The 21,031-nt window shown below is 67.6% G+C and carries 20 protein-coding genes; 13 read left to right on the plus strand and 7 right to left on the minus strand.

Annotation, left to right across the window (positions count from 1 at the left end):
- Positions 1-192: 192 nt before the first annotated feature.
- Entirely contained in the window at positions 193-852 is a 660-nt protein-coding gene (locus QZ755_RS08130) for an MBL fold metallo-hydrolase (protein ID WP_294321746.1), read from the minus strand.
- A 155-nt stretch (positions 853-1,007) separates the two neighbouring features.
- Between QZ755_RS08130 and pabB the strand changes: the two genes are divergently transcribed.
- From pabB to msrA, 5 genes are all read left to right on the plus strand, one after another.
- On the plus strand, positions 1,008-2,765 hold the full coding sequence (pabB, locus tag QZ755_RS08135) for an aminodeoxychorismate synthase component I (protein WP_294321748.1): 1,758 nt from the start codon (positions 1,008-1,010) through the stop codon (positions 2,763-2,765).
- Between the two features lie 38 nt (positions 2,766-2,803).
- The gene (locus QZ755_RS08140) at positions 2,804-4,003 is read left to right on the plus strand and encodes a pyridoxal phosphate-dependent aminotransferase (protein ID WP_294321749.1); all 1,200 of its coding nucleotides are present in this window, start codon (positions 2,804-2,806) and stop codon (positions 4,001-4,003) included.
- A 66-nt stretch (positions 4,004-4,069) separates the two neighbouring features.
- Complete coding sequence (locus QZ755_RS08145; protein WP_294321751.1) at positions 4,070-5,251, plus strand: GGDEF domain-containing protein; 1,182 nt, start codon at positions 4,070-4,072, stop codon at positions 5,249-5,251.
- A 150-nt stretch (positions 5,252-5,401) separates the two neighbouring features.
- Entirely contained in the window at positions 5,402-5,548 is a 147-nt protein-coding gene (locus tag QZ755_RS08150) for a hypothetical protein (RefSeq protein WP_294321753.1), read from the plus strand.
- A gap of 61 nt (positions 5,549-5,609) precedes the next feature.
- Positions 5,610-6,263, plus strand: a complete 654-nt coding sequence (gene msrA, locus QZ755_RS08155) for a peptide-methionine (S)-S-oxide reductase MsrA (protein WP_294321754.1) — start codon at positions 5,610-5,612, stop codon at positions 6,261-6,263.
- A 173-nt stretch (positions 6,264-6,436) separates the two neighbouring features.
- Here the strand turns inward: msrA and QZ755_RS08160 are convergent, their stop codons facing one another.
- Together QZ755_RS08160 and mgtE are read right to left on the minus strand one after the other, a co-directional pair.
- Positions 6,437-6,835: a DUF1489 domain-containing protein gene (locus tag QZ755_RS08160; protein ID WP_294321757.1), complete on the minus strand. Its 399-nt coding sequence runs from the start codon at positions 6,833-6,835 to the stop codon at positions 6,437-6,439.
- Positions 6,836-6,881: 46 nt separating this feature from the next.
- Complete coding sequence (gene mgtE, locus QZ755_RS08165) at positions 6,882-8,273, minus strand: magnesium transporter (protein WP_294321759.1); 1,392 nt, start codon at positions 8,271-8,273, stop codon at positions 6,882-6,884.
- A 177-nt stretch (positions 8,274-8,450) separates the two neighbouring features.
- Between mgtE and QZ755_RS08170 the strand changes: the two genes are divergently transcribed.
- On the plus strand, positions 8,451-8,912 hold the full coding sequence (locus tag QZ755_RS08170) for a peptidylprolyl isomerase (protein ID WP_066692505.1): 462 nt from the start codon (positions 8,451-8,453) through the stop codon (positions 8,910-8,912).
- Positions 8,913-9,148: 236 nt separating this feature from the next.
- Here the strand turns inward: QZ755_RS08170 and QZ755_RS08175 are convergent, their stop codons facing one another.
- Positions 9,149-10,036, minus strand: a complete 888-nt coding sequence (locus QZ755_RS08175) for a LysR substrate-binding domain-containing protein (protein WP_294321760.1) — start codon at positions 10,034-10,036, stop codon at positions 9,149-9,151.
- A 281-nt stretch (positions 10,037-10,317) separates the two neighbouring features.
- Here QZ755_RS08175 and QZ755_RS08180 point away from each other — a divergent pair, with 281 nt between their 5' ends.
- The 6 genes from QZ755_RS08180 to QZ755_RS08205 all read left to right on the plus strand — a co-directional run bounded on the left by QZ755_RS08180 (position 10,318) and on the right by QZ755_RS08205 (position 18,490).
- Positions 10,318-12,606: a CDC48 family AAA ATPase gene (locus tag QZ755_RS08180; protein WP_294321762.1), complete on the plus strand. Its 2,289-nt coding sequence runs from the start codon at positions 10,318-10,320 to the stop codon at positions 12,604-12,606.
- A gap of 150 nt (positions 12,607-12,756) precedes the next feature.
- A complete protein-coding gene (locus QZ755_RS08185) occupies positions 12,757-13,365 on the plus strand; it encodes a methyltransferase domain-containing protein (RefSeq protein ID WP_294321763.1) in 609 nt (202 codons plus the stop codon).
- Between the two features lie 38 nt (positions 13,366-13,403).
- Positions 13,404-14,483 (plus strand): type III polyketide synthase, encoded by a 1,080-nt coding sequence (locus QZ755_RS08190; RefSeq protein WP_294321765.1) that lies wholly within the window; start codon positions 13,404-13,406, stop codon positions 14,481-14,483.
- Positions 14,480-15,166, plus strand: a complete 687-nt coding sequence (locus tag QZ755_RS08195) for a methyltransferase domain-containing protein (protein WP_294321770.1) — start codon at positions 14,480-14,482, stop codon at positions 15,164-15,166. Before QZ755_RS08190 ends, QZ755_RS08195 begins: the two co-directional genes overlap by 4 nt.
- Positions 15,145-16,260, plus strand: a complete 1,116-nt coding sequence (locus QZ755_RS08200) for an FAD-dependent monooxygenase (RefSeq protein ID WP_294321771.1) — start codon at positions 15,145-15,147, stop codon at positions 16,258-16,260. Before QZ755_RS08195 ends, QZ755_RS08200 begins: the two co-directional genes overlap by 22 nt.
- Before the next feature lie 76 nt (positions 16,261-16,336).
- Positions 16,337-18,490: a PBP1A family penicillin-binding protein gene (locus tag QZ755_RS08205; RefSeq protein WP_294321772.1), complete on the plus strand. Its 2,154-nt coding sequence runs from the start codon at positions 16,337-16,339 to the stop codon at positions 18,488-18,490.
- Here QZ755_RS08205 and QZ755_RS08210 read toward each other — a convergent pair.
- From QZ755_RS08210 to QZ755_RS08220, 3 genes are read right to left on the minus strand one after another with little or no spacing between them, the layout of a single operon-like run.
- Positions 18,457-19,275, minus strand: a complete 819-nt coding sequence (locus QZ755_RS08210; protein ID WP_294321774.1) for a SprT family zinc-dependent metalloprotease — start codon at positions 19,273-19,275, stop codon at positions 18,457-18,459. The two genes, QZ755_RS08205 and QZ755_RS08210, sit on opposite strands and share 34 nt — an antisense overlap.
- A complete protein-coding gene (locus QZ755_RS08215; RefSeq protein WP_294321776.1) occupies positions 19,272-19,715 on the minus strand; it encodes a YcgN family cysteine cluster protein in 444 nt (147 codons plus the stop codon). Before QZ755_RS08215 ends, QZ755_RS08210 begins: the two co-directional genes overlap by 4 nt.
- Complete coding sequence (locus QZ755_RS08220; protein ID WP_294321778.1) at positions 19,703-20,311, minus strand: SCO family protein; 609 nt, start codon at positions 20,309-20,311, stop codon at positions 19,703-19,705. The genes QZ755_RS08215 and QZ755_RS08220 overlap by 13 nt, the downstream gene beginning before the upstream one ends.
- Before the next feature lie 52 nt (positions 20,312-20,363).
- Here QZ755_RS08220 and QZ755_RS08225 point away from each other — a divergent pair, with 52 nt between their 5' ends.
- Positions 20,364-20,960: an ankyrin repeat domain-containing protein gene (locus QZ755_RS08225; RefSeq protein WP_294321780.1), complete on the plus strand. Its 597-nt coding sequence runs from the start codon at positions 20,364-20,366 to the stop codon at positions 20,958-20,960.
- Positions 20,961-21,031: the final 71 nt, after the last annotated feature.

Raw genomic sequence — 21,031 nt, forward strand, 5'->3', positions numbered from 1 at the left:
TCGCGAAGCGAACCGCGCCTATAGCGTTTTCGTGCGCGGTTGCAAGCATTGGGTTGGCGTGTGCTGTCGAGAACCCTTCGACAAACAGCGTCACCCCAGCGCAGGCTGGGGTCTCTCGCGGATAGCGCAGAACAGGAGCCACAGGGAGGCCCCAGCCTGCGCTGGGGTGACGTTTGCGGCGCCCGTTGTCGGTTATCTGGCGAGTACCGCATCCCCCACGAACGGATTCGTCGCGCGTTCATGGCCGAAGGTGCTGCCCGGACCATGGCCCGGCACGAACGCGACGTCGTCGCCCAGCGGCCACAGCTTGGTCACGACCGAATCGAGCAGCGCCTGATGGTCGGACAGCGGAAAGTCGGTGCGGCCGACCGATCCCTGGAACAGCACGTCGCCGACCAGCGCGAATCGGGCTTCTTCGTGGAAGAAGATCACATGGCCCGGCGTATGGCCCGGCGTCTCGTACACCGACAGGACCGCCTCGCCGACCGTCACCGTATCGCCCTCGACCAGCCAGCGGTCGGGTTCGAACGGCACGCCGCGCAGTCCCCAGCGCTTGCCATCCTCGTCCAGCCGCGCGATCCAGAAGCGATCTGCCTCGTGCGGCCCCTCGATCGGCACGCCCAGCTGCTCGGCGAGCGGCTTCGCCTCGCCACAATGGTCGATATGGCCGTGGGTCAGCAGGATTTTTTCGATCGTCACCCCCTGCTGCTCGGCAGCCGCCAGCAGGCGCGGCAGGTCGCCGCCGGGATCGACGAACGCGCCGCGCATCGTCTTCGTACACCACAACAACGTGCAGTTCTGCTGGAGCGGGGTCACCGGGATGATCGCCGCGCGGATCGGGGATGGGGTCATGGGCGATGCCATATCGCTTGTCGTCCGATCCGGCAAAGCCGGATCATGGCGGTACCGGCCCGCCTCTATGGAAGTCGATCAGACTTAATGCCACGTACACAAAGGCGCGTCACAATGCTTGCCCCGCGCGCGCGCAACCGGCACAGCGTGGGTGGATGTTCGACACGACCCGGCCCTTCGTGCTGCTCGACGATGCCCGGCCGGGCGGAACCGCACGGCTGTACCGCGCACCGGCGCGCATCGTCCGCGCCGATCGCGTCGAGGAAGTGGCCGAGGCGCTCGCCGCACTGCGCGCGGCGACGGCGGCCGGGGCGAGTGTTGCCGGCTATCTGACCTATGAAGCCGGGGCGGCGCTGGTGCCGGGAACGCCAGTGCGTCCTCCCGATGGCCCGCTCCTGTGGTTCGGGGTGTTCGAACGCGCCGAACGCGTCGATGTCGCCGGCACGCTGCCCGATCCGGACGGGGCGTGGATCGGGGCGACCGAACCGGACATAGCCGCCGACGTCTATGCCGCGCGCTGTACGCAGATCCTCGACCTGATCGCGGCGGGCGACCTGTACCAGGCGAACCTGACCTTCGGCGCGACGGTGCCGGTGGTCGGCGACCCGCTGGCGCTCTATGCCGCGATCCGGCCGCGCGCCGCCGCCGGACATGGTGCGGTGGTGTGGACCGGCCGCGACTGGCTGTTGTCCTTTTCGCCCGAGCTGTTCTTTGCGGTAGAGGGCGGCACGATCGCCGCGCGACCGATGAAGGGCACCGCGACCCGCAACGCCGATCCGGCGCGCGACCGTGCCGCCGCCGACGCGCTGGCCAGCGATCCCAAGCAACGCGCCGAAAACCTGATGATCGTCGACCTGATGCGCAACGACCTGTCGCGCGTCGCAACGCCGGGCAGCGTGCGGGTGCCCGAGCGATTCGTCGTCGAAACCTATCCCAGCATCCACCAGTTGATTTCTTCGGTGACTGCCCAACTGTCACCCGGCAGGGATGCAGTCGATGCGCTGGCGGCCTTGTTCCCCTGCGGATCGATCACCGGCGCGCCGAAACGGCGGGCGATGCAGGCGATCGATGCGGTCGAAGGGCGCGCCCGCGGCATCTATACCGGGTCGATCGGCTGGATCGACGGTACGGGCGACGCATCGTTCAACGTCGCGATCCGCACGCTCCACCTGCCCGCGGGCACGCAGCAGGCGACGCTGGGGCTGGGATCAGGAGTCGTCGCCGATTCGGAACCGGCGGCGGAGTGGCGCGAATGCCTGGCCAAGGCGCGCTTCCTCGACGCCCCGCCGACGCGATTCGACCTCATAGAGACGATGGCGTTCGACCCGCACACCGGCATTCCGTTGCTCGAGCGGCATCTGGCGCGGTTGACCGCCAGCGCGCGCGCGCTGGGCTTCGCATTCGATCGCCATGCGACCCGCAACGAATTGCAGGCGGCGACCTTTCGCCTGCGCCTGCCGTCGCGGGTGCGGCTGCTATTGTCGCGCAGCGGAGCGATCGCGGTCGATGTCACGCCGTTGCCGCCGGCGGTCGCCGGGCCGGTCGACGTCGCGGTCGCCCCGCTGCCGCTCGACCAGCGCGACCTGCGCCTGGCCCACAAGACCAGCGACCGGCGGTTCTGGCCGGCGCCCCCGGCGGGCTGTTTCGAGACGATCTTCCTGGGCGACGATGGCGAAGTGACCGAGGGAAGCTTCACCTCGATCTTCGTTTCGCGCGGTGGCGCACAGCTGCTGACGCCACCGCTCGACCGGGGGCTGCTGCCCGGCGTGTTGCGCGCCGAGCTGATCGCGCGGGGCGAGGCGGTCGAGATGCCACTGAAACTCGCCGATCTCACGCAAGGATTTTACATCGGCAACGCCGTTCGCGGATTGATTCGTGCGCGCTTGGTTGCGGAGGGCGAGCGGGAGGGCTAGAGGCCCGCCATCTGTTCCTTCTCAGCATCGGACGTCCCATGAAGCCCTCCGCCGCGCTCGACCGCATCAACCCGTCGCCGACCCTCGCCATCACGTCGAAGGTTCTCGAACTGAAGCGGCAGGGCGTCGATGTCATCGGCCTGGGCGCGGGCGAACCCGATTTCGACACGCCCGATTTCGTGAAGGACGCCGCGATCGAGGCGATCCGTGCCGGCAAGACCAAGTACACCAACGTCGACGGCACCCCCGACCTGAAGGACGCGATTGCCGCGAAGTTCAAGCGCGACAACGGCCTGGCCTATGCCGCGAACCAGATTTGCGTGAACGTCGGCGGCAAGCACACCCTGTTCAACGCGCTGGTCGCGACGGTCGATGCCGGCGACGAAGTGATCGTGCCCGCGCCCTATTGGGTCAGCTATCCCGACGTGGTGCAGTTCGCGGGCGGTACCCCGGTGTTCATCGCCGCCGGCGCCGACCAGAATTACAAGATCACCCCCGAACAGCTCGATGCCGCGATCACCGCGCGGACCAAGTGGGTCATCCTCAATTCACCGTCGAACCCGACCGGCGCCGGCTATACCAGGCAGGAACTGCGCGAACTGGGCAAGGTGCTGGAACGGCACCCGCATGTGTGGATCTTTGCCGACGATATGTACGAACACATCGTCTATCCCGGCTTCGAATTCGCGACGATCGCCGAGGCGAACCCCAGCCTGTACGACCGTACGCTGACGGTGAACGGCTGTTCGAAGGCCTATGCGATGACCGGCTGGCGCATCGGCTATGCCGGCGGCGCGGCGTGGCTGATCAAGGCGATGGCCAAGCTGCAGTCGCAATCGACCAGCAACCCGTGTTCGATCGCGCAGGCCGCCGCCGTCGCCGCGCTGAACGGCGACCAGTCGTTCCTGGCCGAGCGCAACGCCGCGTTCCAGCGGCGTCGCGACCTGGTGGTCGCCGAACTCAATGCGATCGACGGCGTCACCTGCCCCACGCCCGAAGGCGCCTTCTATGTCTATCCCGACATTTCCGGGCTGATCGGCAAGACGACGCCGGGCGGCAAGCGGATCGACACCGACGAGGATTTCGTCGGCTATCTGCTGGAGGATGCCCGCGTCGCGGCGGTGCAGGGTGCGGCGTTCGGTCTCTCGCCCGCGATGCGCATCAGCTATGCGACGTCGGACGACCTGCTGCGCGAAGCCTGTGTCCGTATCCGTACCGCGTGCGCCGATCTGAAGTAATTCGGCTTTCGCAACGGACTATTAGGGGCTGGTCCCTATCATGACGCCAGTTGTGATAGGGACTCCATGCTCCTCGATATTTCCACCCTGTATGTCATGGTCGCATTGTGTTCGGTGGTTGCGGGGATCGTCCACCTGACCGCCGCGGCCGGCGGCCGGTTCGATTCATGGGCGAACTGGTGGGGCTGCGGACATCTGCTGCTGGGGGTAAGCGCGGTTGCCCCGCTGCTGCGCTGGCTGCACATCCCCGGACTGTTGCCGATCGGCAATGCGATCGCCGCGGCCAGCTATGGCGTGATCTATATCGGGATGCGCCGGTTCGCCGATCCGGCGGCGCCGGTGCGACCCTGGATCGTCCTGGCCTGGATCGTCGCGCTGCCGTTGCTGTTCTGGTCCGATCCCGCCGGGATGGGCCAGCGGATCGCCTATTTGAACGTCATCCGGTCGCTGTTCGACGTGGCGACGGTGGTGCTGGCCATGCGCATCGCCCGACAGGACGCGCTGCGCACCGGATGGATCGTGGCGGTCATGTTCGCGATGACCGTTCCGATGTTCCTCGGCCGTGCCTGGCTGGCGGTCACCGGGCAACTGGGGTCGGAACCGACCGGGATGCATGGCGGGCCTGCCGCCTGGATGGCGGCGGCGGCGATCGCGTTCATCATGTTCCGCGGCTTTTCGCTGCTGACGATGGATGCCGAACGCTGCGAACAGCGGCTGGCGATGCTGGCCGAACGCGACGGGCTGACCGGGGCCAGCAACCGCACCGCCTTCGACCGGGCCAGGCCCACATGGCGGGGCGATTGCGCGGTGCTGATGATCGACCTGAACCGGTTCAAGGCGTTGAACGATCGCCATGGCCACGCCGCCGGCGATGCCGCGCTGAAGGTCGCGACGCGGGCGGCGGTCGTTTCCATTCCGATGAACGGCCGGGTATTCCGCTGGGGCGGGGACGAATTCGTCTGCGTCCTGCCCGGAATGGACGCCCCGGCGGCAGCGGCGCTGGCGCAGGCGATCGCCGACCGCTTCACCCTGGAAACTGCCGCATTGTTCGGGGCCGATGACGGCGCCGATCTGAGCGTCGGCTGGGCCACCGGCCCCTGTGCGATGATCGACCGGCTGATCGAACAGGCGGACGAGCGGATGTACGCTCAAAAGCATCGCAACCGCCAACCGACACCGATCCCGCAACGCAGCGTTGCCGAATGCGCACCGTCCGCCCCCTTGATTTCGCAGTCGCAACATGGTTGAGGCTGTGCGCAACATGAACGGACGCGCCAGCGTCGGTTCAGCCCCGCAACCTATATCTTGCACTCGAACACGGACGACCCGCTGCTTTGGCACGGTCCGTCCGGCGCCGCGAACCATCCGGGAACGCGGGCGGGCAAGAGGATGAGACAGATGACAGCCAAGCGCACCGGTTTCCTTCGCCATTTCGTCAGCGGCTTCGCACTCGGTGCGGTCGCGCTGGTCGCGGTGCAGGTCGCGGATCGCAGCGATGCGAAGTCGGTCCGTCCCGCACCGGCAGTGGTCGAGCGCATCGGTTGATCTGGCGGTGCGCCACCGCGCACCCCATGTTGGTTCCCGGCATCCCCGGAGGAACCTTCCCATGAAAGTCCTGCTGCCCGTTGCCATCGCCGCCATCGGCGTGGCTGCCCTGTCGATCCCGCCTGCGACCGCCGAACGTGCGGTCCCGATCCCCGCCGTCGCCAGCGACGTGCCCCCCACCCCCGGCATGGCCACCGCGGTCCTTGCCGGCGGCTGCTTCTGGGGCATGGAGGCGGTGTTCGAACGGGTGAAGGGCGTGAAATCGGTCGTCAGCGGCTATGCCGGGGGCGTGCGCCAAACCGCTACCTATGACCAGGTTTCGACCGAACGCACCGGCCATGCCGAGGCGATTAGCATTACCTATGATCCGCGCATCGTCAGCTATGGCACGTTGCTGCGCATCTATTTCTCGGTCGCGCACGATCCGACGCAGGTGAACGGGCAGCTTCCCGATTCGGGGCCGAGCTATCGATCCGCGATCTTTCCACAAACCCCGTCGCAGGCGCTGACCGCACGGCGCTATATCGTACAGCTGACGCGGGCAAAGGCGTTCCCGAAACCGATCGCGACGAAGATCGAAAGCGGCGCCTTCTATCCGGCCGAGGCCTATCATCAGGACTTTGCCCGACGGAACCCGTCGCATCCCTATATCATGCGCTGGGACAAGCCGAAGGTCGCGGCGGCAAAGGCGGCCTATCCGCGGTTGGTCGGGTAGAAGAATAGGGGTTCGCGCGGAGGCGCGGAGACGCGGAGGAGGTCGCGGCTTCCCTGTCGTTCCGCATTAGCGGAACTGTTATCGTCGTGGTAGCGAAGAGAGACGAGGATCGCTACGCGAACGGGCCGGCAACAAGCGCGACCTCCTCCGCGTCTCCGCGCGAGCCCCTCTCTCTACAGCAGCCCCAACGCCATCAGTTCGCCGATCAGGCGCGGCGGCAGGGCATCTGCACCCGTGCCCTCCCCACCCAGATCGGCCGGCGCATCGGCTTCCTCCAGATAGCGCCAGCCCTGATGCGCGCGCTTGGGCCGTGCTTCCACCAGCACCAGCTTCGGCCCCAGATGAATCGCGACGCGTCCGCCCTCCGCCTCGCCGAACCCCAGGATCGGCGAACGCGCGACGAGGCGGTGCTTCAATATCCAGAACAGCGACCCGCCCTCGATCTCGGCTGCGCGTTTCGGCAGGTAGCGGGTGGTCAGGAACCCGCCTTCGGCATGGCGCGTGGCCAGCCGCTCGGCGAGCTGTTCGACCGATTCGATGGCGAAGGCGACTTTGGTGAGATGCAGCGGCACGCGCCCCAGATGGGAAGTGCCGCCGCAACCCTCAACCCGCCCCCCCTCAGCCCGTCAGTCCGCTGACGGTCGCGAGACCGAGGAAGACGAGGAACCCCATCGAATCGGTGGTCATGGTTACGAAGATCGACGACGCGACCGCCGGGTCGGCGTTGAACCGGTCGAGCGTCAGCGGCACGAACACACCCGCGAACCCGGCGATGACGACGTTCAGCAGCATCGCGCTGCCGATCACCGCGCCCAGCTGCGGATTGCCGAACCACAAGGTGACGCCGGTGCCGATCAGCGCGGCGACGGTCGCGCCGTTCATCAGCGCGATGATCATCTCGCGCCGGATCGCGCGCACCGTGTTGGACTGGGTCAGCTGGTTGGTGGCCAGCGCGCGGACGGTCACCGCCATCGTCTGCGTACCGGCATTGCCGCCAAGGCCGGCGACGATCGGCATCAGCGCGGCCAGCGTCACCATCTTGTCGATCGTCGCGCCGAACGCGCCGATGATCGTCGCGGGCAACAGGGCGGTCATCAGGTTGGTGATGAGCCAGCGTACCCGCGCCTTGTACGAATCGCGAATCGGTTCGTTGATGTCGCCTTCACCCGCCCCCGACAGCAGCAGCGCGTCCTCGCCCGCCTCCGCCTGGATGATGTGGACCACGTCGTCGACGGTAATCATGCCGACCAGCCGTCCGCCGCCATCGACCACGGCGGCGGAGATCAGCGCATATTTCTGAAAGCGCAGCGCCACCTCTTCCTGGTCCATGTCGACCGGAATCAGCGTCTGTTCGCGCGCCATCACGTCGGCGATCGCAACATCGCGCGGCGTGCGCAATATCCACGACAGCTGGCAGGTACCGATCGGCTTGTGGGCCGGATCGACGACAAAGATTTCCCAGAAATCGGTGGTCAGCACGTCATCGGCGCGCAGATAGTCGAGCGCGTCGCCGACGCTCCAGTGCTCGGGCACCGCGACCAGCTCGCGCTGCATCAGGCGGCCGGCCGACTCCTCGGGATAGGACAGCGCCTCTTCGATCGCGGCACGGTCGTCGGGGTCGAGCGCGCGCAGCACCGCACGCTGTTCCGCGTCATCAAGGTCCTCGATGATCGCGACCGCATCGTCGGTGTCGAGCTGTGCCGCCAGATCGGCGACCTGGGTCGCGGTCAGCGCCTCGATCACCGCGTCACGGACCCAGTCGTTCATCTCCGCCAGCACGTCGCCGTTCAGCCGTTCGGCGATGGCGGCGGCCAGCGCCGCGCGCTGTTCGCCGGGCACCAGTTCGAACAGGTCGGCAAGGTCGGCGGGGTGGAGCGGCTCGACCAGCTCGCGCGCCGCCTCGTCGTCGCCGCGATCGACCGCTTCGCACACGGCACGGACGAATTCCGGCTTCAGCCGGTCATCCTCGTCCAGTTCGCTGGTATCGTCGGGAAGGTCGAGTTCGGTCATGGTCGCAACCCTCCGCGCGCGTTTCCCGTCCGCTCTAGCCATGCTGCACCGCCGTGCCAATGTCCGTGCGGTTGCCAGCACCGTTCCGGCACCCTAGCTAGGCGGGCGAGTTGCGGTGCCGGCACCGCAGCGATCCGGCACCGCCGGATCGACAAACAAGGTTTCAAGGAGCTTTCAATGGCCGATACCCCCAGCACGCTCGTGATGACGCTTGATACCGGCGAAGTCCGCATCAAGCTGCGCCCCGACCTTGCCCCCAATCACGTCGCACAGATCGTGAAGCTGGCCGACTCGGGCTTCTATGACGGCGTGCCGTTCCACCGCGTGATCGACGGCTTCATGGCGCAGGGCGGTGACGGCGGGCGTGGTGATGGCACCGGCGGGTCGAAGGAACCCAATCTGAAGCAGGAGTTCAACGCCGAACCGCATGTGCGCGGCGTATGTTCGATGGCGCGGACGATGGACCCGAACTCGGCCAACAGCCAGTTCTTCATCTGCCTCGACGACGCGACCTTCCTCGACCGCCAGTACACCGTGTGGGGCGTGGTCGAGAGTGGCATGGATGCCGTCGACGCCCTGCCCAAGGGCGAGCCGCCGCGCAATCCGGGCAAGATCGTGACCGCGCGCTCGGAAGCGTAAGGCAACCTGCCGATCGTCATTCCCGCGCAGGCGGGAATCCATAGACGCTGACGCTGCGGTTCCATCGTTGGCGTTGATGGACCCCCGCCTGCGCGGGGGTGACGACTGAAGGGATAACCTCCCCCGTCCGTCATCCCGGCGCAGGCCGGGATCCATGGATGGGGGACGGCTGCGCTCCATCGACAGCGCCCGACGCCATGGATTCCGGCCTTCGCCGGAATGCCAGGCGCTTTTCGCTATTCCGCCGGCGCGTCCAGCGCCTTGACCAGCCAGTCGTGGAACAGCTTCACCGGCCGCTGCTGCAACATGCGCGGGCGGCACACGAACCAGTGGCTGTAGGTCGAATCGACCGCCATATCGAACAGCGGCACCAGCCGGTCGTCGCGCGCGGTTTCAAAATGCGATTCAAGCATGAACGCGACGCCCAGCCCCTGCGCCGCCGCCTCCAGCATCAGCGTCCCCGAATCGAACCGGTCGATCGCTGCGGGTTCGAGGTCGGGCAGCCCGGCCGCGTGCATCCAGTCGGCAAAGGTATCGGGCATGTCGCGGTGGATCAGCGCGGTGTGCTGCGCCAGCTGCGCCGGGTCGGTGATCGGGGTGCGATCGATCAGCGCGCGTCCGGCAATCGCATAGACCCGGTTGCGATCCAGCCGCCGCGCATAGAGCGCCGGGTCGATCATGTGGTCCAGCACGATCGCGACGTCGATTCCCTCGCCCAACCGCCCCAGACCGTGGTGAGCGGTATCGAAATCGAGGTGCAGTTCGGGATGCTGGTCGTGCAGGTCGCCCATGCGCGGCATCAGTCGCTGGATCGCGAACAGCGGCAGCACCCCCAAGCGCAGCCGCAGCACCTCCACCGCGCCCGACATCTGCTCGACCGCATCCGACAGCGTGTCGAGTGCGCCCGACAGCAGCGCGAGCAGCCGTTCGCCATCGTCGTTCAGGCGCAGCGCCTGATGCCGGCGTTCGAACAACGGCTTGCCGATGAAGCGTTCCATCGCCTGGACCCGGCGGCTGAGCGCCGGGGACGACAGCGCCAGTTCGTCGGCGGCGAGCTTGACCGAACCTAGTCGTGCGACATGCACGAACGCTTCGATCGCGGTGAGCGGTGGCAGGCGACGCATCCGATACCCTAAAACCTGGTTGCGGTGCGGTACACGCTGCACGTCGATCGTCTCGCGTGCAACCATACTCCGCGATGGTGTTGCATTTTATGCAACGTGAATTGAGTTGTTCGCACTTGCACAAAACTACGCTGCGCCGCACATAGAGCGTGCCTTTCAGGCATCCTCTCCTAAAAACTTTCCGGCCGGTCGCTTTCGATCGGCCTTTTTTTTCGCCTTGTTGCGGGCAACCCACCGCCCATATCCGCCGTTCTTGTGCGTTCAGATCGGGACGGAAGTTGATGGCGGACAGCGAAACAGGCGGACGGCGGTTGCAGGTGGCGAATGCCCGGCCCGAGGATAGCGGGCGCGGCATCGCCCATCTACCCCGGTCGGTCATGGCGCTGCTGGGCATCAACGAGGGTGATGTCGTCGAAATCATCGGCAAGAAGACGACGCCGGCGCGCGCGATTGCGCCCTACCCGGAGGACGAGGGCCTCGACATCGTCCGCATCGACGGGTTGCAGCGCGCCAATGCCGGCGTCGGCTCGGGCGACCAGGTGGAGGTACGTAAGGCCGAGTCGCGCCCGGCCAGCCGCGTCGTCTTCGCCCCCGCCCAACAGAATCTGCGGCTGCAAGGCTCGGCCAACGCATTGAAGCGCACCTTTTTCGGGCGGCCTTTGTGCCAGGGCGATATCGTCGCGACGACCGGCCACCAGCGGGTTGACAATCTGTCGCCCAATGTCCGCCGCTACGTGAACGCACCCGCCTTCTCGTTGCAGGAAATCCGTCTGGCCGTCGTGTCGGCCACGCCGAAGGGCGTCGTCCATATCGACGAATCGACCGAGATCGAGCTGCGCCCCGAATATGAGGAGCCGCGCGAGACCCGCCGTGCCGACGTCACCTATGACGATATCGGCGGCATGGGACAGACGATCGACCAGCTGCGCGAGATGGTCGAACTGCCCTTGCGCTATCCCGAACTGTTCCAGCGCCTGGGCGTGGATCCGCCCAAGGGCGTGTTGCTGCACGGGCCGCCCGGCACCGGCAAGACACGTCTCGCCCGCGCCGTCGCCAACGAATCGGACGCCGAATTCTTCCTGATCAACGGTCCCGAGATCATGGGATCGGCCTATGGCGAATCCGAAAAGCGTCTGCGTGAGGTGTTCGAGGAAGCGACCAAGGCGTCGCCATCGATCGTGTTCATCGACGAGATCGATTCGATCGCACCCAAGCGAGGGCAGGTATCGGGCGAGGCGGAAAAGCGGCTGGTCGCGCAGCTGCTGACGCTGATGGATGGCCTCGAGTCGCGTGCCAACATCGTCGTCATCGCCGCGACGAACCGGCCCGAAGCGATCGACGAGGCGCTCCGCCGTCCCGGCCGGTTCGACCGCGAGATCGTGGTCGGCGTGCCCGACGAACGCGGCCGGCGCGAAATCCTCGGCATTCATACCCGCGGGATGCCGCTGGCCGACGATGTCGAACTGACCGAATTGTCGCGCACGACCTATGGCTTTGTCGGGGCCGATCTGGCGGCGCTGACCCGCGAGGCGGCGATCGAGGCGGTGCGGCGGATCATGCCGCGCATCGACCTGTCCGAAGGGACCATCCCGCAGGACGTACTCGACAGCCTGTCGGTGACCCGCGACGATTTTCTCGAAGCGCTCAAGCGCGTGCAGCCGAGCGCGATGCGCGAGGTGATGGTGCAGGCGCCGACCGTCCGCTGGGACGATGTCGGCGGGCTGGACGATGCCCAGATGCGGCTGAAGGAAGGCGTCGAGTTGCCGCTGAAAAGCCCTGAGTCCTTTCGTCGGCTGGGCATCCGCCCGGCCAAGGGGTTCCTGCTCTACGGCCCGCCCGGCACCGGCAAGACGCTGCTGGCCAAGGCGGTCGCGCGCGAGGCGGAGGCGAACTTCATCGCCACCAAGTCGAGCGACCTGCTGTCCAAATGGTATGGCGAGAGCGAGCAGCAGATCGCCCGCCTGTTCGCCCGCGCACGGCAGGTGGCGCCGACGGTCATCTTCATCGACGAACTCGATTCGCTGGCGCCCGCGCGCGGCGGCGGCATGGGCGAACCGCAGGTGACCGAACGGGTGGTCAACACCATCCTGGCGGAAATGGACGGGCTGGAGGAGCTGCAATCGGTGGTCGTGATCGGTGCGACCAACCGGCCTAACATGGTCGACCCCGCGCTGTTGCGGCCTGGCCGGTTCGACGAGCTGATCTATGTCGGCGTGCCCGACCGGGCGGGCCGCGCGCGCATCCTGGGCATCCAGACGCAGAAGATGCCGCTAGCCGCCGATGTCGATCTCGACGCGATCGCCGCGCGGACCGACCGCTTCACCGGGGCCGATCTGGAGGATGTGGTGCGCCGCGCCGGCCTGTTCGCGCTACGTGCCTCGCTCGACACGCGCGAAGTGACGATGGCGCATTTCGAATCGGCACTGGCCGACTCGCGCGCCTCGGTGACGGCGGAGATGGAGGAAGAGTATCGCGCGATGTCCGCCCGGCTGAAGCAGGATGCGGTCGCGATCCAGCCGATCGGCTTCATCGCGCCCGGCATGGTCGAAGGGCGCGGGCCAAAGGGATAGGGCAAGCGGGGACCGGCGGTACCGGCCGGTCCCCGATCCGATCGGTACGGACATTCGTCGCAGCGCGAAACCGATCCGCTTGCAAGTTCGTTGCGCTTTTGCGACGACGCCCTGACCATGGCCCTGTGCGCCATCCGTTCGAGGATTTGCATGACGACGAGTTCCAACGCCGCGACCCGACGGAAGCCGCGCGGCGTGCCATCGCCTGCCGGCATCTTCCTCCGCGGTTTCGTGAAGCATCCGGTGATGGTCGGTTCGGTCATCCCGTCGTCGAACAAGCTAATCCGCAAGATGCTGGCCCCGATCGACTGGGCCAATGCCAAGGTCGTCGTGGAATATGGCCCCGGCGTCGGCACCTTCTGCCGCCCGATCCTGCAGCGCCTTGCCCCCGATGCGCAGCTGATCGTGATCGATACCAACCCCGACTTCATCAATTACCTGAACGCGACGATCCTCGATTCGCGATTCTCGGCGGTCCATGGATCGGCGGCGGATGTCGAACAGATCGTGGCCGATCATGGCCACTCCCATGCCGATTACGTGCTGTCGGGCCTACCCTTTTCCACCCTGCCGCCCGGCATCGGCGACAAGATCGCGGCGGCGACCCAGGCGGTGTTGCGGCCGGGCGGCGCGTTCCTCGTCTATCAGTTCAATCCGCGCGTCCGCGATTTTCTCGACCGCCAGTTCGCGCGGATCGACCATGACATGGAATGGTGGAACGTACCGCCTGCGCAGCTGTGGTGGGCGTGGAAGGATTGATCGGGTAGCATCCGGCGTCCCTGCGCGTTGATCGCCGGATGACCCCCGCCCCCGCACCCGTCGCCTGGCTCAACGCCGTGGCGACCGCGACTCCCTCGCACGATATTCACCACGCCTTTATCGGTTGGGCACGCCAGCGGCTGCCCATACGGGAGGCGAAGCTGTTCGACCGGATGGTGGAGCGTGCCGGCATCGAGCATCGCTGGTCGGTGCTGCCGGTCGGGTACGATGGCGGATCGCCGGTTTCGCCCGGCGGCTTCTATGCCGATGCGATGCCCGGAACCGCCGCGCGCATGACTATCTACGCCGATGCCGCGCCGACGCTGGCGATCGCCGCGATCGATGCGCTGGCGGACCGGGTGGCGCTGGACGGAATCACCCATCTGGTCGTTGCCAGCTGCACCGGCTTCGTCGCCCCCGGCATCGACCAGATCATCGCGGCGCGCATCGGCCTGTCGCCGAAGGTCGAACGGCTGCTGGTTGGGTTCATGGGCTGTTACGCCGCCGTCGCCGCGCTGCGCAGCGCCCGCCATATCGTGCGGTCGCAGCCGGAGGCACGGGTACTGGTCGTCACGGTCGAGCTGTCGACGTTGCACCTGCAACCGGCGACCACGCTGGAGCCGTTGCTGGCGATGCTGCAATTCGGCGACGGCGCCGCCGCCGCGCTGGTGACAACGGAGGCGACGGGCTTTGCGATCGAGGCACCCTTTGCCGCAACCCTGCCCGATTCGGCGGCGCTGATCCGTTGGGACATTACCGATGCCGGCTTTGCGATGCATTTGTCGGGCGAGGTGCCGGGCCGGATCGCGCGGGCGTTGACCGATCCCGATTTCGCCAGCGCGGCGACCGGGGGGCGTTCGCTGTCGGAGGTCGATGGCTGGGCGGTTCATGCCGGCGGGCGCTCGATCCTCGATGCGGTGGAGCGCAGCCTGTCGCTGTCGCCGGACGCGCTGGCCGCGTCGCGTGGCGTCTTGGCGGCGAACGGCAACATGTCGTCGGCGACGTTGATGTTCGTGCTGGCCGCAATGCTGGACGGGCCGTCGGTATCGAACGGCATCGCGCTGGCGTTCGGTCCCGGCCTGGCTGCCGAGGGATTCGGCTTTCGGAGCGCGCCATGAGCTTCCCCCGCTCCCATGCCGAAGAGGCGATGGACGATCCCGCGCTCGATCCCGCCGTCTATGCGGCGGTGCTGCGCGATCTGGCGCAGGTCAATGTGGTGACGATGGCGGCGCGGCCGACGCTCGCCTTCCTCGACCGCGTTGCCCGACGGGGCGATCGGATGAAGCTGCTCGATGTCGGCTATGGCGATGGCGACATGTTGCGCCGGATCGCGCGCTGGGCGGGCAAGCGCGGTGTCGTCGCGGAGCTGGTCGGGATCGACCTGAACCCACGTAGCGAGGCGATCGCCCGCGCCGATACGCCGGGCAATCTTCCCATCACCTATCGCACCGGCGATTATGCCGATCTGGCCGGCGAGGGATGGGACGTGATCGTCTCCAGCCTGGTCGCGCACCACATGACCCATGCGCAATTGGTCGCGTTCCTGCGCTTTATGGAGGCGGAGGCGGCGCGCGGCTGGCTGGTCAACGACCTGCACCGCCATCGTTTCGCCCATCGCGGCTATCCGCTGCTGGCGACGCTGCTGCGCTGGCACCCGATCGTCCGCGCCGACGGTACGCTGTCGATCGCTCGGTCCTACCGCCCCGACGAATGGCCACCGATCCTTGGCGAGGCGGGGGTCGCGGGTGCCGAAGTGCGTCGGCGCTTTCCGTTCCGGCTATGCGTCGAACGCCGGCGCTGATCGCGGGCGGCGGCCCGGCGGGGTCGGTCGCCGCGCTGGTGCTCGCCCATGGTGGCGCATCGCCGCTGGTGCTGGAACGATCGCGTGGGTCCCAGGATGCGCTGTGCGGCGGGTTCCTGTCGTGGCGGACGCTCGAATCGCTGGCATCGGTCGGGATCGACCCGGCAATGCTGGGCGGCCATGCCGTGCGGCGCGTCGTGCTGTTCGCTGGCAAGGGCCGCGCCGAATCACCCCTGCCCGCTCCCGCCATCGGCCTGTCGCGCCGGCGACTCGACGCGCTGCTGCTGGATACCGCGCGGAGCGCCGGTGCAGGGGTCGAGCGCGGGGTGACGATCCGTTCGGCCGAGGGCACGACGCTCCATACCGGCGACGGGGCGGAGGTGACGGGTGAGACGCTGTTCCTCGCCACCGGCAAGCATGATGTGCGCGGCGCGATGCGCGATGCGGCGGTCGGCGACGATCCGGCGATGGGCGTGCGCGTCCGGCTGGCACCGCATCCCGCGCTCGCCCGGCTGGTCGGCGACGCGATCGAGCTGCACGCCTTTTCCGGGGGCTATGGCGGGCTGGTGCTTCAGGAGGATGGCAGCGCGAACCTGTGCATGGCGCTGCGTCGCTCACGCCTGAAAGCGGCGGGCGACCTGCCCGCGCTGTTGCGGGTGCTGGGCGACGAACTGCCGGCGTTGGGCGAACGACTCGCACATATGGGCGGCACGCCCGCGATCGATGCCATCGCCAACGTCCCCTATGGCTGGCGGGCAAAGGGCACGGTGTCCGGCGTCTATCGGCTGGGCGATCAGGCCGGGGTGATCCCGTCGCTGGCCGGCGAAGGCGTGGGCATCGCCATCGCCAGCGCGATCCGCGCGGCGCGGCATTGGCAGCGCCAAGGGCCGGACGGCGCGCCGGGGTTCCAGCAGGCGCTACGCCGACGCCTCCATCGCCCGATCGCGCTTGCCGGATGGTTGCGGACGCTGGCCGAACACCCCGCCGGCCATGCGCTGTTGCTGGCCGGCGGACGGCTGCCGTCGCTGGTCGGCACGGCGGCGCGCTGGACCCGGATCGATTCCGTCAGCCGCCGTTCAGCCGACCTGGCCTAGCGCGCGCCATTCCCAATGCGCCCATGCGTCCGGGGCTTGTGCCGCCGGGGGCCGGCGCGGTATCCGGCGCATTCCCATGGCACGCACTCCCCAAAGCCCGCAAAAGCGGCCCGCCGCCGCCCGATCCCGCTGGTGGCGCATCCTGCGCTGGGTGCTGGGCATCGGCCTTGGCCTTGCCCTGCTTGCGACGATCGCACTGGTCGTCGCCGTCTATAACGCCAAATCGAACCTGCCGAGCTTCAACCAGCTCAAATCGTCGCCCAACGGACAGATGATTCGGGTGCGCGCGGCGGACGGGTCGATCCTCGTCTCGCTGGGGCCGAGCTATGGCGAATGGATCCCCTATGCGCAAATCCCGGCGGCGATGCGCGACGCGATGGTGTCGGTCGAGGATCGCCGCTTTCGCTCGCACCTGGGCGTCGATCCGGTGGCGCTGGCCCGCATCACGAAGTTCGCGATCGCGACGCGCGGCACCGGGCGGCGGTTGCAGGGCGCGTCGACCATCACGCAGCAGGTCGCGCGCACCATCTTCCTGTCGAATAGCTACACGGTCGGGCGCAAGTTTCGTGAGATCATCTTGGCGCTGGCGCTGGAACGCAAATTCTCCAAGAACCAGATTCTCGAGCTGTACCTGAACAAGGTCTATTTCGGCGGCGGCGCCTATGGGATCGACGCGGCATCGCGGCGATTCTTCAATCATCCCGCGACGAACCTGTCGCTGTCCGAGGCGGCGGTCATCGCCGGGCTGGTCAAGGCCCCGTCGCGCTATTCGCCGACCGCCGATGCCGAGGCGGCGGTGGGCCGCGCGGGGGTCGTGCTGAAGCTGATGCAGGAAACGGGCGCGATCACCGCGAGCGAGGCGATGGACGCCGATCCGCAGGCGATCAAGCTTGCGCCTGAGCCGCAGCAGAACAGCGTGCGCTATTTCACCGACTGGGCCTTGCCGCAGCTCGAAACGCTGATCGACGAAACCGAAGCGCCGCTGGACGTGTGGACCACGCTCGACCCGTCGATGCAGAAAAGTGCCGACACCGCGATCCGCGCCAATGCGCCCGCCGGGGTACAGGGCGCGCTGGTCGCGCTCGACCGCGACGGGGCGGTCAGGGCGATGGTCGGCGGCAAGGATTACGTCTCGTCGATCTACAACCGCGCGACGCAGGCGACCCGCCAGCCCGGATCGGCGTGGAAGCTGTTCGTGTATCTGGCGGCACTCGAAGCCGGCATGAACCCCGACAGCCAGGTCAACGACGCACCGATCACCATCGACGGCTGGAGCCCGCGCAACAGCTCGCGCCGGTTCAGCGGGCAGGTGTCGCTACGCACCGCCTTCGCCTATTCGCTCAACACCGTGTCGGCGCGGCTGGGGCAGGAGGTCGGCTTTGCGACCGTCGCCGACATGGCGCGGCGCTTCGGGATCACCACGCCGGTCAACACGAAGCCGGCGATGGTGCTGGGTACGTCCGACGTGCGCCTGCTCGACCTGACCAAGGCCTATGCCTCGGTCGCGAGCGGGGGCACGGCGGTGGTCCCCTATGGCATCACCCGTGTTACCGCCAACGGACAGCTGATCTACCAGCATCAGGTCGACAGCTCGCGCGTGCTGGTCGCGCCCTATGTCGCGCAGCAGATGACCGACCTGCTCCAGACCGCGGTCAACACCGGCACCGGCCGCGCGGCACAGATCGGCCGCCCGGTCGCGGGCAAGACCGGGACGACCACCTCCTACAAGGATGGCTGGTTCATGGGATTCTCGTCGGGCATCACCACCGGCGTATGGATGGGTCGCGACGATGCGAAGGCGGTCGCCGGCCTGCAGGGCGGCACCGCCCCCGCCCGCGCCTTTGCCGCGTTCATGCGACAGGCGGTCGCCAACCGTCCTGTCGAGGAATTCAATACCAAGGTGACGCTGCCCGAATGGCAGGAAGAACCGGACGCGGAGAGCTATTATGGCGCGCCCGACGACCGGGTCTATGTCGATCCCGACGGCAATCCGGTCGAACAGCCCGGCGCGACTCCGCCCGACGCCCCGACCGACGATGGCGACCAAACCATCCCGCCGCCGCAGCGTGCGCCCGACGAACAGCTCGACCAGGAATGGATCGACCGCGCACTCGGCCGAGGCCAGCGGCCCGACCAGCCGGTCCCGGCGCAGCGTCGTCCCGCCCCCGATCGTCGCCAGCCGCCGCCGGCCGATCGTTACCCGGACGAGGACGCCCGCCCGTACCAGTGAAGCGCGGCCCCCTCCGCGCGGAGCCAGCGGCGGGCATCGTCCGGGTCGCCCTCGAACAGCGCCGCGACCAGCGCGTGGAAAGCGGGGCCGTGATGCATATGGACGCGGTGTGCCACCTCATGCGCCACGGTCGCGCGGCGGACGAAGCCGGGGGCGAGCAGCAGCCGCCAGCTATAGCGGATCGTGCCGTCACCGCTGCAACTGCCCCAGCGCGCCTTCGGATCGCCGATCGCGACCTTGGTGACGGTGACGCCGGCCTTCGCGGCATAGTGCGCCGTATCCTCGGTCAGCAGGCGCAGCGCCTCGCGCTTGAGCCAGCGTTCGATACGGGTCGGGAACTGGTCGATCGGGCCGCCGCAGGCGAGGATCGCGCCGATGTCCTCGAATTCTTCCCCGTCACCAGCCACGTCACCCCAGCGCAGGCTGGGGTCTCCCGGTAACGAAGCGCCACTCCTCGCCGCAGGAGACTCCAGCCTACGCTGGAGTGACGCAGAAAACGGGGCAACAGGCACCAGCTGCACCGTCCGCGACGCCCCTTCCCGCCACGTAAGCCGCACCGCACGATCCGCCACCGGCACCACCGCCCCATCGATAAACGGTCGCCCCATGGGCAGCTTCGCCCGCTGCGCCGCGATCCAGTCCGCCTTTTCCCCGGCCCAGGCCACCGCCTTGGCCAGCGCCATCCGCTTCGGCACGGTCAACCGCACCCGTCCGGTGGCCGGATCGACCGACAGCCGCGCGACGCGCGCGCGGGGGTGGCGGACAACCTCCAGCCCGTCGATCACAGCGTCCTGTCGGTCAGGTGATGTTCGAGGTCGCCGACATCATTCTCCGATACCGTCCAGCCACGCGTTGACTGGCCGGCTTCATGGACGCTCTCGCGGTCGCCGCTGTTCAGATAATGCCAGTCGGGCAGCGGCTTGCCCTCGTTGCGCAATCGATAGGCGCAGGTGGACGGCAGCCATTCGATGTCGCCGACATTGCGCGCGTTCAGCCGGACGCATTCGGGGACATAGGCATGGCGGTGGCGATAGTCGCTGCACTGGCCCATGCGCCGGTCGAGCAGCTTGCACGCGACGTTGGTCGCATGGATTTCGCCGGTATCCTCGTCCTCCAGCTTGTGCAGGCAGCATTTGCCGCAGCCGTCGCACAACGCTTCCCACTGCGCACGGTCGAGCGCGGCGAGCGGCAGATCCTCCCAGAAGCGCCCGCTCACCGGACCCATTTCTTCAGTTCGGCGGCCACCGCCTCACCGCTTTCGTCCTGCGGCAGCAGGGCGACCGGCTGGCCCTTCGGGTCCATCAGGATCGCGGTGCGGCTATGGTCCATCAGATATTCGGTGACACCGGGCGACTGCTGCTTGGCATAGGTTACGCCATAGGCCCGCGCGGCATCGGCGATCGCCTGCGCGCTACCGGTCAGCCCCACCATGCGCGGGTGGAAGGCGGAGACGAATTTCCCGACCACCACCGGCGTATCGCGTTCGGGATCGACGGTAATGAAGATCGGCACGACCTTCGCACCCAGCTCCGGTTCCTCGCCCTCGAACGCCTTCACGCCCGCCGCGATATTCTGCACATCGACCGGGCAGACATCGGGGCAATAGGTATAGCCGAAATACATGATCCGCCATTTGCCGGCGAAATCGGTATCGCGCACGACCTTGCCCGTGGAATCGGTCAGCACGAACGGCCCGCCGATCCGTGCGCCGGCCAGCGGCGGAGTCGCGGCGGGTTCGGCCGAGCCGCCGCACGCAGCGAGCGCCAGCGCGAGGGCCGGGGTGAGGGTACGCAGGATGCTGTTCATGGTGTTGCCAGCCATGATCTGATAGGCGACGCCTTGCAAGCCGCGTCACGTCCTTTGGAGCCTCCCCATGTCCGTCCTCCGCCTCGCCCTCGCCGCCGCGCTGATGCTGCCCGCCGCGGCGCACGCGCAGCAGATGTCGCCGGGCTATCTGTTCCTGAAGGCGATCCGCGACGAAGACGGGAACAAGGTCAACGACATCCTCGGCCAACCCGGCCAGACGATCATCAATACCAAGGACCGCACGACCGGCGAAGGTGCGCTGCATATCGTCGCGAAGAACGGCAACCTGACCTATCTGCGGTTCCTGCTGGCAAAGGGCGCGAACCCCAATCTGCAGGACAATCGCGGCAACACGGCTGCCTTGCTGGCGGTGGAATCGGGGTCGGTCGAGGCGATCAACGCGCTAGCCCAGCGCAAGGCGAACCTGAACCTGGGCAACAGCAGCGGCGAAACCCCGCTGATCCGCGCGGTGCAGCTGCGCAACCTCGACATGGTGCGCACACTGATCGCCGCCGGGGCCAATCCCGACCAGGCCGACGTGATGGCCGGCATGTCGGCCCGCGACTATGCCAAGCGCGACACCCGCACACCCGCGCTGCTCAAACTGTTCGACGAAGCGCCGGCGGCCAAGCCGAAAGCGCCGGTCGCGGGGCCGCGCTTCTGACGCGGTTTCCCACAAGGTTATCCACAGGCTGATCGACCGGTTCCCGGTCCGGTCAGGCCAAGGAAAACGGC

It is taken from the genome of uncultured Sphingomonas sp. (assembly GCF_913776855.1).
Lineage (GTDB): Bacteria > Pseudomonadota > Alphaproteobacteria > Sphingomonadales > Sphingomonadaceae > Sphingomonas.

Bases quoted from the DNA above. Each gene is read 5' to 3' on its own strand.
- QZ755_RS08145 (WP_294321751.1), top strand. From the start codon at position 4,070: ATGCTCCTCGATATTTCCACCCTGTATGTCATGGTCGCATTGTGTTCG.
- QZ755_RS08195 (WP_294321770.1), top strand. From the start codon at position 14,480: ATGAGCTTCCCCCGCTCCCATGCCGAAGAGGCGATGGACGATCCCGCG.
- QZ755_RS08140 (WP_294321749.1), top strand. From the start codon at position 2,804: ATGAAGCCCTCCGCCGCGCTCGACCGCATCAACCCGTCGCCGACCCTC.
- QZ755_RS08180 (WP_294321762.1), top strand. From the start codon at position 10,318: ATGGCGGACAGCGAAACAGGCGGACGGCGGTTGCAGGTGGCGAATGCC.
- pabB (WP_294321748.1), top strand. From the start codon at position 1,008: ATGTTCGACACGACCCGGCCCTTCGTGCTGCTCGACGATGCCCGGCCG.
- QZ755_RS08175 (WP_294321760.1), bottom strand. From the start codon at position 10,036: ATGCGTCGCCTGCCACCGCTCACCGCGATCGAAGCGTTCGTGCATGTC.
- QZ755_RS08205 (WP_294321772.1), top strand. From the start codon at position 16,337: ATGGCACGCACTCCCCAAAGCCCGCAAAAGCGGCCCGCCGCCGCCCGA.
- mgtE (WP_294321759.1), bottom strand. From the start codon at position 8,273: ATGACCGAACTCGACCTTCCCGACGATACCAGCGAACTGGACGAGGAT.
- QZ755_RS08200 (WP_294321771.1), top strand. From the start codon at position 15,145: ATGCGTCGAACGCCGGCGCTGATCGCGGGCGGCGGCCCGGCGGGGTCG.
- QZ755_RS08130 (WP_294321746.1), bottom strand. From the start codon at position 852: ATGACCCCATCCCCGATCCGCGCGGCGATCATCCCGGTGACCCCGCTC.
- QZ755_RS08150 (WP_294321753.1), top strand. From the start codon at position 5,402: ATGACAGCCAAGCGCACCGGTTTCCTTCGCCATTTCGTCAGCGGCTTC.
- QZ755_RS08220 (WP_294321778.1), bottom strand. From the start codon at position 20,311: ATGGCTGGCAACACCATGAACAGCATCCTGCGTACCCTCACCCCGGCC.
- QZ755_RS08225 (WP_294321780.1), top strand. From the start codon at position 20,364: ATGTCCGTCCTCCGCCTCGCCCTCGCCGCCGCGCTGATGCTGCCCGCC.
- QZ755_RS08170 (WP_066692505.1), top strand. From the start codon at position 8,451: ATGGCCGATACCCCCAGCACGCTCGTGATGACGCTTGATACCGGCGAA.
- msrA (WP_294321754.1), top strand. From the start codon at position 5,610: ATGAAAGTCCTGCTGCCCGTTGCCATCGCCGCCATCGGCGTGGCTGCC.
- QZ755_RS08215 (WP_294321776.1), bottom strand. From the start codon at position 19,715: ATGGGTCCGGTGAGCGGGCGCTTCTGGGAGGATCTGCCGCTCGCCGCG.
- QZ755_RS08190 (WP_294321765.1), top strand. From the start codon at position 13,404: ATGACCCCCGCCCCCGCACCCGTCGCCTGGCTCAACGCCGTGGCGACC.
- QZ755_RS08185 (WP_294321763.1), top strand. From the start codon at position 12,757: ATGACGACGAGTTCCAACGCCGCGACCCGACGGAAGCCGCGCGGCGTG.